The sequence below is a fragment of the Terriglobales bacterium genome (assembly GCA_035567895.1).
GTDB lineage: Bacteria > Acidobacteriota > Terriglobia > Terriglobales > Acidobacteriaceae > Gp1-AA112.
In genome coordinates this window covers 55,618-71,047 of the sequence record DATMPC010000060.1, presented here as the reverse complement: position 1 = coordinate 71,047, position 15,430 = coordinate 55,618, and the positions used below count along the sequence as shown (strand labels likewise).

The following is a 15,430-nucleotide window of genomic DNA, read 5'->3' as shown; positions in this document are numbered from 1 at the left end:
AGCGCGTGTGGAGAAACCGCCGCCCGGCAGTTCCAGTCTGCGTCGTAAAGACGCAGCATGCTGCGTCTCTGCCATGCTGGTGGCATGCGCGTCTCTGGCAGGCTCAGGTCTCTCCGTGCCGCGCATCAGGTTTTCGTGCCGCTTCTAGCGGCACGAATTCCAAACGCAACCAATGTGCAAACGCACATCCGACACTGTCTGCGCGCTACCTCATCATCGTGAAGGCACTCACGGGAACACGCCGCCGCGACTGCAAGACGGCACGCTGTACACTCATTCCAATGGACGTTCTTTACGGCATCCATGCAGTCGAAGAGGCTCTGCTTTCGCGCAGTCGCTCGCTCGACCACGTGGAAGTTGCGCGCGATAGTCACGACCAGCGACTGCAGGCGGTGATCGATCTCGCGCGAAAAGAAGGCATCTCGTTGCGCTTCGTGCCGCGCGAACAGCTCGATCGTCTTGCTCGAACTAAGTCCCATCAAGGAGTGGTCGCGGTCGTAGCCGGCAAAAACTACTCCGAACTGGACGAAATTCTCACCCATAAAAAAGGTGAGCACAGCTTTGTAGTCGCGCTTGATGGCGTAGAAGATCCCCACAATCTCGGAGCACTCATTCGCACCGCCGATGGAGCCGGAGCAGATGGGGTTGTCATCCCAGAGCGCCGGGCCGCGGCTGTTAACCCAACGGTCGCAAAAGCGTCCGCCGGAGCTTCCGAGCACGTGAACATCGCGCGTGTGGTCAACCTGGCACGGACACTCGAGCAGATGAAGGAGCGCAATCTTTGGATCATTGGTCTCGACGAGCGCGGCGATCGCAGCTATGACGAACTCGACTATCGAATGGATTGCGCCATCGTATTGGGAGCTGAAGGTCACGGATTGCACGATCTCGTACGAAAAAAGTGTGATTACCTCGTCTCGATTCCCATGGCGGGAAGGGTTTCTTCGCTAAACGTCTCAGTGGCAGGTGCAATCGTGATGTATGAGGTTGCCCGGCAGAGACGTGCGAGGCCAGCCGAGGTAACGAACGAGGTCCCGGTCAAGCAGCGCAAGGGCCTCGGTTCGTGAGATTCCCGGGCACTGCCTACCTGGTTATCGCGTTGACTCTGGTGAGTGCAACGGCGCAGGAACCTAAAAAGCCCTCGCAACCAGATCGGAATGCCTTTACTTTCCTGAATTGGGATCTCAATGTTCGCATTGAAACGCAGACAGACTCGCTCTTCGCTCGTGGCAAAATCACGCTGCGCAATGATTCCGCTCAATCGCAGCGCCTGCTTCCGCTTCAACTTTCATCCTCGTTGACGTGGGCATCGATCAAGCAGAGTGGCAACGCAGTTCCCTTCACTACATCCAAAGTCCGCTCCGATCTCGATCACAGCGGGAATGTCCAGGAGGCAATCGTCACTCTGCCGGTAGCGATCGCTCCGGGAGCGTCGCTCGAGATAGAAGTCGGCTACAGCGGAACCATCTCGCTCGATACCACTCGACTCGCTCAACTTGGTGTACCGCTCGTGATCCGAGCCGCCACCGACTACGACCGAATTACGCCCAGCTTCACCTGCCTTCGCGGCGTAGGACACGTGCTCTGGTTCCCGGTGTCGCTGGATCCGGCGATGCTGAGCGAGGGTAATCGCGTCTTCGAGGAAACGAGCGCATGGTCAGTGCGACACTCGTTGTCCACGATGGGGGTGCAGATTGAAACGGATAACCAGAATCGCGTGTTGAGCAATGCCCAGCTAGTGCGCATTGAATTCTTAGGCAGCGTGACGATCATCGAGCATTGGTGGGGACACCTCGGTCTGACTGGCCCTGTCTTAGTTGCTGGACCTTATGAGGCCGCTCTAGCGCGACAAGAGACCGGCAAAACTGCATTCTCCGTGAACTTCCTTCCTGACCATCAAACCCAAGCGCAGGATTATGCGCGGGTGATTCGCGACACGACGCCAATGATTACCGGCAAGTCCGATTTTCCAGCTTCCCTGATTGAACTCCCAGAAGCAGAAGACACGACATTCGACGCAGATACGGTTCTGCTCACTCCGTTGAAGACGATCGACCGCAAGTCGCTCGAAGTGACGATCACGTACATGTTCGCGCATAAGACCCTCTGGTCGCCGCGGGCGTGGATCTACGAAGGAGCGGCGCACCTGGCCCAGGCACTCATGCGCGAACAGCAAGACGGGCGCGCCGCGGCTATCGGCTACATGCAGCAACGGCTCACGCCGCTGACACTAGTGGACTCCGGTGCTCCTGAAACGGCGAAAAGCAACAGCCTGGTCAACACGACGAGTGAAGTCTTCTTTCGCACGAAGGCGATGTATGTCTGGTGGATGCTGCGGGAGATCGTCGGGCAAAGAGTCTTGCTTGATTCCTTGCAGCAGTACGATCCTGAGTCAGACAAAGAACCTTCATACATCCAGAAGCTCCTGGAAAAGAACTCACACAAGGACCTGGAGTGGTTCTTTGACGATTGGGTCTATCAGGACCGTGGCCTTCCCGAGTTCACCGCGAGCAACGGATATGCGCGCCCAAGCCTGCAAGGAATTTTTTTGGTCTCAGCCACGATCGAGAACAAGGGGGGAGCGGGCGCAGAGCTGCCCGTGATCGTGCACACCGAGGCTGGAGACGTGCCAACTCGCCAGCTTGTTCCAGCCCACGGCAAGGTAGCCGTTAGGATCGAAGTCGGCAGCCGGCCAATCAATCTGACGGTTAACGACGGAAGCGTGCCGGAAGCGGATCGGTCCGACAACACGACACCAATAAAAATTGGGCATCCATAGAAAGGAAGCTGAATGGCCTACATACAATTCCTCGGCGCCGCCGGTACCGTTACGGGATCCAAACATCTCATCAACACCGGGAATCTCCAGGTATTAGTTGACTGCGGTCTGTTCCAGGGACTCAAACAGTGGCGCGAACGCAATTGGCAGCCGTTGCCCATTCCAGCGAATGAGATCGATGCCGTTATTCTCACGCACGCACACCTGGATCACTCTGGATGGATTCCGAGGCTGGTAAAGCAAGGCTTTCGCGGAAGGATTTACGCCAGCCCGGCGACGATCGATCTTTGCGGCATTCTGCTTCCCGATTCAGGACATCTTCAGGAAGAAGATGCAGCTCACTACAATCGCAACAAGACGTCGAAGCATGATCCTGCGCTTCCTCTCTACACGCTTGCCGAAGCCCAGGAATCCCTCAAATACTTCGAGCCTGTCCCCTTCGACCAACCCACACAGCTCAGCCCGGCCTTTACGTTTCGTTTTGTGCCGGCTGCGCATATTGCAGGTTCATCGATGGTAGAGATCACGTTAACGATGAATGGCGCGAGCAAGAAGCTGCTGTTTACCGGCGATATCGGCCGCGTGCACGATGATGAGGTATCTCCGGGAAAGGTCCAGCATTCCGGCCCGCGAGAAGGTGAGTCCGCCGACACACTGGTGATGGAGTCCACATACGGGAATCGTTTGCACCCGACGAGCGACGTTCGTCCGGAGCTGGCGAAGCTGATTTCGGATACGGCTGCGCGGGGCGGCACCGTGGTAATTCCCGCCTTCGCCGTAGAGCGTGCGCAAAAGCTTCTCTTCCTCCTGAAAGAGCTTATGGAGGAGAAGCAGATTCCGAAGATCCCAGTGCACATCGATAGTCCCATGGCCATCTCGGCCATTCAGGTCTTCCTGAAGCACTCCGAGGAATACACAGCGCGCACGCGTGATTTGATCGCCCGCTACGGATCTCCCCTTCAATGGGACGGCTTTTTCTTCGACCAAAAACAAGAAGACTCGCGCAAGCTCAACGATGCGCACTTTCCGATGATCATCATCTCCGCAAGTGGCATGGTCACCGGTGGACGCATCGTGCACCATCTGATTCATCGCCTTCCCGATCCGAAGAACACTGTGATCTTCATCGGTTTCCAGGCGCCGGGCACACGGGGAGCTCTCATCAAGGCCGGCGCAGCTTCGATCAAAATGTTCGGCGAGGACGTTCGCGTGCGCGCGCAGATCGCCTCGCTGGAGCAGTTCAGCGATCACGCCGATACACCTGAGCTGCTGGAATGGCTCTCGACATTCAAGCAGAAACCATCCCAAACATATCTGGTTCATGGCGAACCGCAGGCCGCGACCGCGCTGCGCGATGCCCTTACCCAAAAGCTCGGCTGGAAAGTCGACGTGGCGCAGTGGCTGCAGAAAGTGGAGATCGCCTAACAGCAGATTGTGGAGAATGCCGCAAAAGCTAAAGAATTGTCATCCTGAGTCCCGATTTTGGCGAAGGACCTCCCGGAATGAATCAAGTCCGTTGCTGTGTCCTGGCTTTTTCAGGGAGGATCTTCGTAGAAAAGCCACCAGACAGCATATTTGTCCCGATCATCGCGGGAGGTCCTTCGGCCAACGGCGGGCCTCAGGATGACAGTGTTGAGGTCAGACAGCACTCCTACCCAGGCTGGCGAAAATCTACTCGAAACTCACTTCGATCCCGCCTTAAAACCTGCGCTTTCGGGTGGTGCGAAACGGCCTTTCGCTCCTTGGCCCCTGATCCCCTACCGCTGCTAGTAGATTTCAGGGTCAAGTCCTGACGCTTCAGCCAGATGCAATTCCACAACTGGGTAACTTTTTGCGATTACCACGAAGTTACTACAGAGGTCTTTACAGGGGCAGAGACTCACAATATTCTCCTTTTCGAAGGCAGTTCTGGGGGAGGGCTGCCGGGCGCTTGCGGCTTTCGGGCCGGCAGGCGCTTTTAATTTTTGGGCTTGCCCACAGCGAGCCCGTATGTTGCACCACAGCAAGGGCTTCCGGGGCACTTGCTACTTTCTCGGTCTTGCCGTCATCTATTATGTTGGTCGGATAATCCCGCGGTGTGATGCTAGGATTGGGGTTGATTATTTCCGATCAGGAGAAATTCAATGGCGATAGATACAAAAGGCGCACCCACGACGCCCACGACCGAGAAGGATGCTACGCGCTCCAGCAACAATGGCGCGCCGGTGGCGGCGGCAGGAGCCGTGCTGGAGGTTACCGACGCAAGCTTCGAGCAGAACGTGCTCAAGTCGGACCAGCTGGTAATGGTGGATTTTTGGGCGACCTGGTGTGGGCCATGCAAGGCGCTGTCGCCAGTGGTCGACGAAGTGGCGCAGGCATACAGCGGTAAGGCCAAGGTCTACAAAATGAATGTTGACGCTAACAACGCAACACCAATGCGTTACGGCGTCCGTGGAATTCCGACACTGCTGATCTTCAAGGATGGCAAAGTGGCAGAACAGATCGTGGGGTACGTTCCCAAGGACACGATTCAAAAGGCACTGGACAAGCATGTGTAAGAGAGCTGCTTAGCTAGTGAGTTCAGATTGACTTATTCAGAAAGCGCGCCGTTTGCTGGCGCGCTTTTCGTTTTAGAGACACAGCAGCTTTAAGAGATCCAAACGAAGTTCGCCATCCAGAAGAAGTGCCGCCCACCCGCAGCATGCTGCGTCCCTACTGCCACTATTGCTTTTCCTCGTTTCCCCTTAGAATCATCGGTCGCCGGAACAGCACGGTACCAGCTTCCGCGCGGGAGGATGAGCTTTGGCTACCATCACTGAACCCAAAACCCCGGATGCGAAGTTTGAACCGTACGTGCCTCCTGATGCGAAACTCAAGGAGTTCACCCCGCGTGCGCTGATTCTCGGCTCTATCTTCGGCATTCTTTTTGGCGGTGTTACGGTCTACGTTGGCCTCCGTGCTGGCCTTACAGTTTCTGCCTCAATTCCCATCGCGGTACTCTCGATCAGCATTCTGCGCGCCTTTGGCCGCGCCACGATCCTCGAAAACAACATCGTGCAGACCACTGGAAATGCTGGACAATCCGTTGCGTCCGGCGTGATCTTCACCTTACCCGCCCTTATCTTTCTGGGATTTCAATTGGAGGTCGCTCGCATCTTCCTGCTGAGCTTGGTAGGCGGACTCATCGGTGTGTTCTTCATGATTCCGTTGCGGCGCCAATTGATTGTGAAGGAGCATGGCACTCTCACCTATCCCGAAGGAACAGCCTGCGCGGACGTTCTCATCGCGGGAGACCGAGGTGGCAGTTTCGCGGGCCGCGTTTTCTGGGGACTAGGTCTGGGAGCGCTCTACACTTTTTTCCAAAATGAGAATCTGCTCTCGGCCTGGCCGAGCACGCCGACATGGGACATTAAGCAATATGCCGGCGCTTCGATTCGTGCGAACACGACCTCCGAGTACATGGGTGTGGGCTACATCATCGGGCCGCGAGTCGCCGGAGTCCTGCTCGCCGGAGGCGTGTTCTCGTGGCTTGTGTTGATGCCAGCGATCCACTTCTTTGGCGCAGGAATGGCTACTCCGATTTATCCCGGTACAGTGCCGATTTCGCAGATGTCGCCGACCGATCTTTGGCGCACTTATGTTCGACCTATGGGTGCCGGCGCTGTGGCTTGCGCCGGACTGATTACCCTGCTGAAGACGATGCCGACGATCGTGTCTGCCCTGCGCACCAGCATGAAGCAACTGGGCGGAGACAAGAGTGAGCGCTCGAACCTGCGTACAGAAGACGATTTGCCATTGTCTGTAACCGTCGGAGGCTCAGTGCTGCTGATCATCATGATGTGGGGGTTCCTCACATTTAAGCCTGTCCCTGGCGCGCAGACCTCGCTCTTAGCCAACATCGTTGCCTCAATCTTTGTCGTCATTTTTGGGTTCCTGTTCGTTACGGTCTCTTCCCGGATTACCGGCCTTATCGGCAGCTCAGCCAATCCTGTTTCGGGAATGACGATCGCAACCCTCATGGCCACCTCCGCGATCTTCCTGGCATTGGGCTGGACAGCTCCCGCGTTCGGCGCTCTTGTGCTGACCATCGGAGGAGTCGTGTGCATCGCGTCATCGAATGCCGGTGATACTTCGCAAGACTTGAAAACAGGCTATCTGATTGGAGCGACTCCCAAGTGGCAGCAGGCGGCCTTGCTGATTGGAGTCACGATCTCAACCTTCGCCGTCGGTTACACGCTGACTGGGATGAACAAGGGTCTTGAGGAGTTTCGCCCGCTGCTAAAGCAGGTGGATCTCGGTCACCTGCCGCCGGGAGTCAGCATTGAGGAAACGAATGGGCAGCGCGCCTTCGCCCGCGATCGCTTCAGCTACCGCGATGCGCAAGGACAAGCCGTGACCCTCCCTGGCCACGATTACTATGTACTCAATTCGATTAATTCCACCGAGATAGCTAGCGGCAAATACCTCTACAATCCCAAATCGGGACAGATTGAAGTGCAATGGATTCAGGGCATTGGCAGCGAGAAGGCGCCTGCGCCCCAGGCGCAGCTAATGTCGACGGTAATCAACGGCATTCTCACGCGCAAGTTGCCTTGGGGACTGGTGATGCTCGGGGTATTCCTGGTCATAGTTGTCGAGCTTCTGGGAATTCGCTCGCTTGCCTTCGCTGTCGGCGCGTACCTCTCGATCGGAACCACACTCGCGATCTTTGCCGGCGGCGCAGTGCGTTGGCTGGTTGACTCCGCGGCCAAGCGCGCCGGAGAAACACCGGCTGAGAGCGAAGTAAGCCCCGGCTCTTTGTTTGCCAGTGGCCTAATCGCTGCCGGCGGCATTATGGGTCTCGCCGGTATCGGGATAAAGCTCATATTCGGCGCAGACAAACCCAACCCGCTGGACATCAGCTCGCGTTTGCCTGCCATGGGCTTTGGACCCGTTGCCTTGAACGTGGTCGCTGTCGTTACCTTTCTCGTGCTCGGATGGTCGCTGTATCACTACGCGCGCAAGCCGCTGGAGAGCGCCGAGCGTGTTCCGGAGAGGAAATAGCGCGTTGCTCTTGGGACAGGCGCTCTCGCCTGTGTAGTTTGCATGCCATCACACCCTCACGGCCGAGGCCGGCTGTGTCACAGGGTGAAGTTCTACGCTATGCTTTTAGTCGTATTCAGGGCAGATAAGAGGCGTTTCCAGCTCATTTCGGGGACACAAAAACTTGATTGCAAGGTACACGCGACCCGAAATGGGGCGCATTTGGAGCGAAGAAAACCGTTTTCGCGCCTGGTTAAAGGTCGAAATTGCGGCCACTGAGACCCTTGCCGAGGCCGGTATGGTGCCGCAATCGGCCGCGAAAGCCATTCGGGATCGCGGCGACTTCGACCTGTCGCGGATTCGCGCAATCGAAGCCGAGGTGAAGCATGATGTGATTGCGTTCACCACGGCGGTGGCGGAAAAGGTAGGTCCTGAATCCCGCTGGTTGCATTTCGGTCTCACCTCGAATGACGTTGTCGATACAGCGCAGGCGCTGCAGATCCACGATGCTTTTCTCATTATTCGTAACGATCTCGAGGCCCTCAAGACCGTCCTCAAGCGGCGCGCGTTTGAGTTTCAGAACACTCCAACCATTGGAAGAACGCACGGCGTCCATGCCGAGCCAACTACGTTTGGCCTGAAATTAGCCAACTGGTTTTCGGAGATCGAGCGGAACATCGAGCGTTTTGATCACGCGGCTGAGGACATGCGTGTCGGAAAGATATCCGGCGCGGTGGGAACTCTGGCGCATTTGACTCCCGAATTGGAGGAAACAATCTGCGCGCGGCTGGGATTAAAGGTCGCTGCAATCTCCAGCCAGGTAATTCAGCGCGACCGGCATGCGTTCTTCGTCGCCACTCTGGCGGTAATTGCGAGCACTCTGGACAAGATTGCGGTCGAGATACGCCACCTGCAGCGTACCGAAGTGCGCGAGGCGGAAGAATACTTCAGCGAAAAGCAGAAGGGTTCGTCGGCGATGCCGCACAAACGCAATCCGATTACGTGCGAGCAGATCAGTGGACTCGCGCGCGTCGTTCGCTCGAATGCTCAAGCCGCGCTGGAAAATGTGCCGCTATGGCATGAGCGCGACATCTCACACTCGTCGGTCGAGCGCATTATCCTTCCCGATTCGACGATTCTTGTCGATTATCTGCTCCACAAGACCACGCATTTGATAGACACTTTGCTGGTTTATCCGGACCGCATGCTCAAGAACCTCGAAAGTAGCGGTGGTTTGATCTTTAGCGGGCAACTGCTGCTCGATCTCGCTGAAGTTGGCATGTCACGCGAAGACGCGTACCGTTTAGTGCAGAAGCATGCGATGGAAGCCTGGAAGAATGGCGACAATTTTCGCGATGCTGTGCGCGGCGATCCTGAAATTCGCGGCAAACTCTCCGAACAACAATTGGAGAGTGCGTTCGATTTGAAGCGTCAGCTTGGCAACGTGGATGGAATCTTCAAGCGGGTTTTTTCACCACGGAGACACGGAGACACAGAGAAAACCGCGAAAGGAAGCAGCTAGAGTCGCGCTTGTTCGAATGCGATCTGCTATTTTGAATGCCTCCAGCCGGTATGCCGGACCTTCCTCATAACCTCACGGTTGCTGCAACTGGTGCAAGCGGTGCGATCTTCACGCGCGAGCTGCTCACTGCCGTGGAAGCTGATTCCCGAATTACAACTGTTAACTTCATCGCGTCTGACAATGCCCTTCGAGTCTTTGCCGAGGAGCTCCAAATTCGCGGCCGCAATGATCTTGTTGCCCAGCTACTGGGTGAAAGGAGCCGAAAGATACAGCAACAGGGCAATAGTGACATCGGCGCGAATGTAGCTAGTGGCTCTTATCCTACCGACGCAATGATCGTTCTTCCCTGCAGCATGGGAACGCTGGCGCGCGTGGCCAACGGTCTAGCGGGAAATTTGATCGAACGCGCGGCAGATGTTTGTCTCAAGGAGGCGCGTCCTCTGGTGCTGTGCGTGCGCGAGACGCCGCTGAACAAGATCCATATCAGGAATATGTATCGGGCTGCCGATGCTGGCGCTACCGTGTATCCACTCATTCCCACTTTTTACAATCTGCCTCAATCGCTAGAGGAGATGGCTCGGCAGTTTGCTTGTCGGGTGTTGGCGCATCTTGGATTGCAGCAGGAGGGCGCCTATCAATGGAAGTCTCACTGAGCAGCTCAAATGGCTCAGTTCCTTTTTCGGGACCAACAAACGAATGAGAAGAAAGCCGCAGCGGCATCAATAGATACGCAGCATGCTGCGTATCTACTTTATTCCTTCACTGAAATCCCCAGCGCCTTCATCTTTCGATACAAGTGGCTGCGCTCGAGACCGAGAATCTCGGCGGCACGACTGATGTTGCCTTTGCTTTCGTCCAGCTTCTTCAGAATGTAATCGCGCTCGTAGGCCGCGCGCGCCTGCTGTAACGACGAGAATTCTGGAGTCGAGCTACGGCGCGATCCGTCGCGATAAACGAGCGGCGGGAGGTGCTTGCGCTCCAGCTTTGTTGCTCCGGGATTCATAATTACGATGCGTTCGATTACGTTCCGCAACTCGCGGACGTTACCCGGCCAGGAGTACTTCATGAGCGCTTCGGTTGCGTCGTCGGTAATCTCTCTCGTACGCCGGCTATAACGTGAGGAGAATTCCCTGATGAAGTGTTTTGCCAAAAGGGGAACATCTTCGATGCGCTCTCGCAACGGAGGTACATAGAACGGAATAACGTTCAAACGATAGAAGAGGTCTTCGCGAAAGTTACCGCTGGCGATCTCCTCTTCGAGGTTCTTGTTGGTTGAAGCGATTACGCGCACGTCCACGGTGATGGGATCGGCGGCGCCTACCGGGGTGAAGCGCTGTTCATCGAGAGTGCGCAGAACTTTTGACTGAGTCTTCAGGCTCATGTCGCCAACTTCGTCGAGGAACAGCGTTCCGCCGTCGGCGCGTTCAAACGTCCCGATCTTCTCGGCAGCCTCGCCTGAGACCGCCGAATTTCGGTATCCGAACAGTTCCGGCTCGATGAAGTCTTCAGGAATCGCTGCACAGTTTACTTCGGTAAATACGTTATCGCGACGCAGACTCTGGTTGTGAATGGCGCGCGCGACCAGTTCTTTTCCCGTTCCGGACTCGCCGTAGATCAAGACGCGCCCATTGGTTGGCGCCATCAATCCAATCTGTTGGCGCAAAGCCTTCGTAGGAACGCTCTCGCCGACGATGACACTCTTGGCTTCGAGCTGCTTGCGGAATTCGCGGTTTTCACCGCGCAGCTTCCGCGCCTCCATTGCGTTCTTAATCAGGATCAGCATCCGCTCCAGCGAGAGCGGCTTCTCCAAAAAATCGAAGGCTCCGAGCTTGGTGGCTCGAACGGCGGTTTCAATCGTGCCGTGCCCCGAGATGATGATGACTTCTGGCGGATCCTCGTGTTCTTTGATTCTTTCGAGCGTGTCCAGGCCGTCGATTCCCGGCAGCCAGATATCCAGAAGAACGACATCGTAAGAACGCGCCTTCAGCGTCTCCAGACATGCTTCGCCGCTCTCAGCCGTGTCGACCTTGAAGCCTTCGTCTTCCAATGCGCCGCGCAACGATTTGCGAATGTCGGCTTCGTCATCGACTACAAGAATAGAGTTCATGGGTAAGGAAGGATTTTACAGGTGGAAAAGCAGAACACGGATTAAACGGATTTAACGGATCGGACGGATGAACCAATTGCTGGCTAACCTGCTGCAGCGGATGCACCCTGGGTCTTGTACTAATTCTCTATACCCTCGGCGATAACTGCTCTCAAGAAATCAGTGACCGAACTCGTTTTCCAGAGTGTAGTGAATTCCGATCAACTTCTCGGTTAGGTCTTCATGCTTCATTCCGCACTCCCCGGGAAAATGTATCCGTCCGATCCGTCAAATCCGTTCAATCCGTGTTCGAGTCTTTGACTTCCATAAGGCTCATGAACTCACGGGGGTCGCAGCCTCCACTGCCATAGGCAGTTCCAAAATGAAACGAGCGCCTACTGGGTGATTCTCTTCGATGCGGATCGAGCCGTTGTGCTCTTGCATGATGCGGCTCACAATCGACAGTCCCAGGCCTGTGCCTCTTTTCTTGCTTGAGACATAGGGCAGGAACAGCCGTTCTTTCACATCGTCGGTGATTCCGTGGCCGGTGTCCGCGATTACGACCTCTACTGAGTCACGGCTTTCTACAAGGGATGTGGAAATATAGATCTCGCGAACGAGCGAATCGTGAAGAGCTTCAGCCGCGTTGTCAATGAGATTGGCAATGGCCCGCTTCATGGCCTCGGGATCGGCCAGGACGACCGGCAACTCTGGAGCGAGATGAGTCCGAATTGTCACTCCATCGAGGCGCCCACTGAATAGTTGCAAGGCGCTTTCGATGATTGCGTTGATTTCGCTGGGACGAGGTTGCGCCGTCGGAAATCGGGCGAGCGTGGAGAATTCATCGACCAGTTGACGAACGGTTTCTACCGCATTCGTGATTGTGTCGGCGCAGCCTGACATTACCGCCATAGAATTCTTGTCCGGAGGAGTCCCACGCTCTAGATGCCGGCGAATGCGATCTGCCGAGAGCGCGATGGGCGTAAGTGGATTCTTGATCTCGTGCGCCACGCGCCTCGCTACTTCGCGCCAGGCGGCCTGTTTTTGCGCGCGCAACAATTCTGTGAAGTCTTCGAACACCATTACATAACCGAGCCGTTGGCGGTCGAAGCGCATGGATGCGACGGTTATCGCAACGTTGAGTCTGCCGCCGCCCGACTGCAGCTCAAACTGGCTCGTGGTCGTCCCCATCCGGTCAGCCTTGCGCATCAGGTGAACCATCTGCGTTGCGATCTCGGGGCCAAAGATGTCCCGTAAGGAAGCGCCTTCGAAATTTTCCGAGGAAGCATTCGCGGAAGATTGATCGCGGAACTTCAGTAGGCGAACAAATGCGGGATTCGCGTGGCGAACCCTTCCCGAGCCGTCCAAAGAAAGCACGCCGGTGGGAATGTTCTCGAGGATGATTTCGGTCTGACGGCGTCGGTGTTCAATGTTCGCATTTGCCTTCTCGAGTTCGCGCGAGGATTGCTCGATCTTTGTGCGACTCTCTTCCAAGTCGGCGGCCATGCGATTAAAGGAGGCTACCAACTCTCCGAGTTCGTCCGCGGCAGCTACCGCTACGCGATAAGAGAAGTGTCCTTGTGAGAGCTCCTGAGTCGCTTCGGCAAGAGCAGCAACAGGTCGAGTTACCAGTTTGGAAATAAACAATGAAAGCCACGTAGCGGCAAACAGCACGAGCGCGGTAATCAGGAGAAGCAGGAGGATGTATGCACGGCGTACCGCTTTTCCCGCAGTGGCGAGTTCCTGATAGTTGCGCTGGCTTTCAGCAATTTGCTGCATCGTGGCATCGAAGCTCGCCGGCAGGGGAATCGCCACGATGATTGCGCCGTTTCTTCCCGCACCGCTTTGTGCAACCGCGTAAATCGAATTCCCCCAGGCAAACCGGCGACTCGCTGCAACCGCTTCGGCAAGGGGCGGCCCAATTTTTTCCCACTCCGTAGGGAGATTAATTGAAGCCACCGGTACATGTCCGTGCAACGCAAGGGCAAAGCCGTCTTGCAGGGCTGGTTCTTCCTCGTGGAGTACGGAATTAACTGCGGCAAAATCACCGACCTCGAAAGCTCGCTGAATGCGGGAATTGGCTGCCAAAGCCTTTGCTTCGGCTTGGGCATTCGCGTTTGCATAGTCAACGAGCAGCGCTGCGACTTGCTCCGAGCCTTCACGCAGGTTCTGTACCGGACGCGAGAACCAACGATCGATTGACCGGTTGGTCAGAAGATAAGTGAACAAGAACATAAAGAGCGCCGGCGTAAACGACATCAGCAGCGCTCCGAAAACCATCTTCGTCCGGAACTTGGAGCCGAGGACGCCAACGCGGCGCTCTGCCAGTAGCTTGAGTAGATTGCGCAGCAACACGAACGTGAGCGCGACGAACAGCAGAAAGACAAGGGCGGAGAGTGCCGTGAGGAGAACGGTCTGCTGCGCTCCGCCGGGGTTCAGGAAGGTCAGATTGAACGCCTGCTGCGAGGCGAGCACTAGAAAGAGGACGAAGATAGCTATGCCAAGGCCTATGATGAGGGCCTTGCGCTCGACTGGTTTGGGGTTGGTGGCTGGCACGGGTGCTGCTGAAATTATAGGGCGGCTGGGAAGGGGCTACGAACTTCCGTCTGAAGCAAAAGCTAAAACACGGATTGGACGGATCGACTGATCGGACGGATACACCCAACTCGGGCGATTTCGTGATCAGGTTATGGAGTCGTCAGATACCGCGTGATTTTCTTAATAGCGGATCATGGAAATCACAAGTTCGTTTTTATCCGTCCGATCCGTTAGATCCGTTCAATCCGTGTTCTTGTTCTTGCTTTACAGATACTGATAATGCCCCAAGCCGCTTCGCAGAGATGCAGCATGATGCGTCTCTACCATTTAGGCCACGAGGTCTTTTACTGGCTTGAACGGCTTTCGTTGGGACTCCGCCACGGCTGAGTATGTGAGATGTCCGTGGAAGGTATTCACGCCTTCCCGAATTCCTGGATCAGCTTTGATCGCCGCATTTGCGCCCTGGTTGGCCAGCTTCAGCACATAGGGGAAGGTTGCGTTGGTTAGCGCGAGCGTAGAAGTGTGCGGCACTGCGCCCGGCATGTTCGTCACGCAGTAGTGAACCACTCCATCCACTGTGTATGCCGGATTGCTGTGGGTGGTTGGCTTAGCGGTTTCGATGCAGCCACCCTGGTCGATGGCGACGTCAACGATTACTGCGCCGCGTTTCATGTGGCTCACCATCTCGCGAGTTACCAACTTCGGAGCCGCGGCGCCAGGAATCAGGACGCCTCCGATCACGAGATCGGCTTCGGCGCAAGACTTCGCAATGGTATAGGAGTTCGACGCTAGAGTGCGAACCTGCCCATTGAAGATGTCATCCAGCTCTCGCAGGCGATTCAGATTGATGTCGATGATCGTCGTATCGGCGCCCATGCCAAGAGCGATTTTGGCTGCGTTGATGCCGACGATGCCACCACCGATGATCATGACCTTCGCCGGGGCCACTCCGGGAACGCCGCCTAGCAGAATGCCGCGGCCGCCCTTCTCGTGCTCGAGATAGCTGGCGCCAACCTGGACGGACATGCGTCCTGCAACCTCAGACATTGGTGTGAGCAGCGGCAACGTGCCACTACGGTCCGTGACCGTTTCGTAGGCGATGCCAACTACCTTTTTCTTGAGAAGATGATCCGTCAGGTCAGGAATCGGAGCCAGATGCAGATAGGTGAAGAGCACGAGTCCCTCGCGGAAGAACTGCACTTCCTGTTCAATTGGCTCTTTGACCTTGACCACCATTTCGGCTCGGTTCCATACCTCTGCCGCCGAGCTGGCGATCTCAGCGCCTGCCTGCTTGTAATCCCGGTCCGGCATGGATGAAAGTTCGCCAGCTTTGGTCTCAACCAGAACCTTGTGGCCGGCTTCGACCAGCGCCTTCACGCCGGAGGGCACGATGCCCACTCTTGCTTCGTGATCTTTTACTTCCTTCGGAACACCAATAATCATCGTATGCCTCGAAAAATCATTTTTCACCACGGAGACACGGAGTCACGGAGGAAAGCCGCTG

At 56.1% G+C, this 15,430-nt stretch carries 10 protein-coding genes; 7 read left to right on the top strand and 3 right to left on the bottom strand.

Translation table 11 applies throughout. The features are described 5' to 3' along the window. The first annotated feature begins 5 nt into the window (after positions 1-5). From rlmB to VNX88_13825, 7 genes are all read left to right on the top strand, one after another. Positions 6-1,067 carry a 23S rRNA (guanosine(2251)-2'-O)-methyltransferase RlmB gene (gene rlmB, locus VNX88_13855; GenBank protein ID HWY69750.1) on the top strand — a complete coding sequence of 354 codons (1,062 nt, stop codon included), beginning with the start codon at positions 6-8 and terminating at the stop codon, positions 1,065-1,067. Beyond that, a complete protein-coding gene (locus VNX88_13850; protein ID HWY69749.1) occupies positions 1,064-2,779 on the top strand; it encodes a hypothetical protein in 1,716 nt (571 codons plus the stop codon). The genes rlmB and VNX88_13850 overlap by 4 nt, the downstream gene beginning before the upstream one ends. A 12-nt stretch (positions 2,780-2,791) precedes the next feature. Beyond that, the gene (locus VNX88_13845) at positions 2,792-4,204 is read left to right on the top strand and encodes an MBL fold metallo-hydrolase (protein HWY69748.1); all 1,413 of its coding nucleotides are present in this window, start codon (positions 2,792-2,794) and stop codon (positions 4,202-4,204) included. A gap of 698 nt (positions 4,205-4,902) precedes the next feature. After that, entirely contained in the window at positions 4,903-5,316 is a 414-nt protein-coding gene (gene trxA, locus VNX88_13840; protein HWY69747.1) for a thioredoxin, read from the top strand. Between the two features lie 244 nt (positions 5,317-5,560). Then, a complete protein-coding gene (locus VNX88_13835; protein ID HWY69746.1) occupies positions 5,561-7,801 on the top strand; it encodes an oligopeptide transporter, OPT family in 2,241 nt (746 codons plus the stop codon). Positions 7,802-7,964: 163 nt separating this feature from the next. Beyond that, positions 7,965-9,302, top strand: coding sequence for an adenylosuccinate lyase (gene purB, locus VNX88_13830; protein HWY69745.1), 1,338 nt, complete (start codon positions 7,965-7,967; stop codon positions 9,300-9,302). Between the two features lie 35 nt (positions 9,303-9,337). Continuing rightward, positions 9,338-9,955, top strand: coding sequence for a UbiX family flavin prenyltransferase (locus VNX88_13825; GenBank protein HWY69744.1), 618 nt, complete (start codon positions 9,338-9,340; stop codon positions 9,953-9,955). Positions 9,956-10,053: 98 nt separating this feature from the next. Here VNX88_13825 and VNX88_13820 read toward each other — a convergent pair whose 3' ends face one another. The 3 genes from VNX88_13820 to ald form a co-directional block, all read right to left on the bottom strand. After that, complete coding sequence (locus tag VNX88_13820; GenBank protein ID HWY69743.1) at positions 10,054-11,409, bottom strand: sigma-54 dependent transcriptional regulator; 1,356 nt, start codon at positions 11,407-11,409, stop codon at positions 10,054-10,056. Between the two features lie 312 nt (positions 11,410-11,721). Continuing rightward, positions 11,722-13,944, bottom strand: a complete 2,223-nt coding sequence (locus tag VNX88_13815) for an ATP-binding protein (GenBank protein HWY69742.1) — start codon at positions 13,942-13,944, stop codon at positions 11,722-11,724. Positions 13,945-14,253: 309 nt separating this feature from the next. Then, positions 14,254-15,369: an alanine dehydrogenase gene (gene ald, locus VNX88_13810; protein HWY69741.1), complete on the bottom strand. Its 1,116-nt coding sequence runs from the start codon at positions 15,367-15,369 to the stop codon at positions 14,254-14,256. Positions 15,370-15,430: the final 61 nt, after the last annotated feature.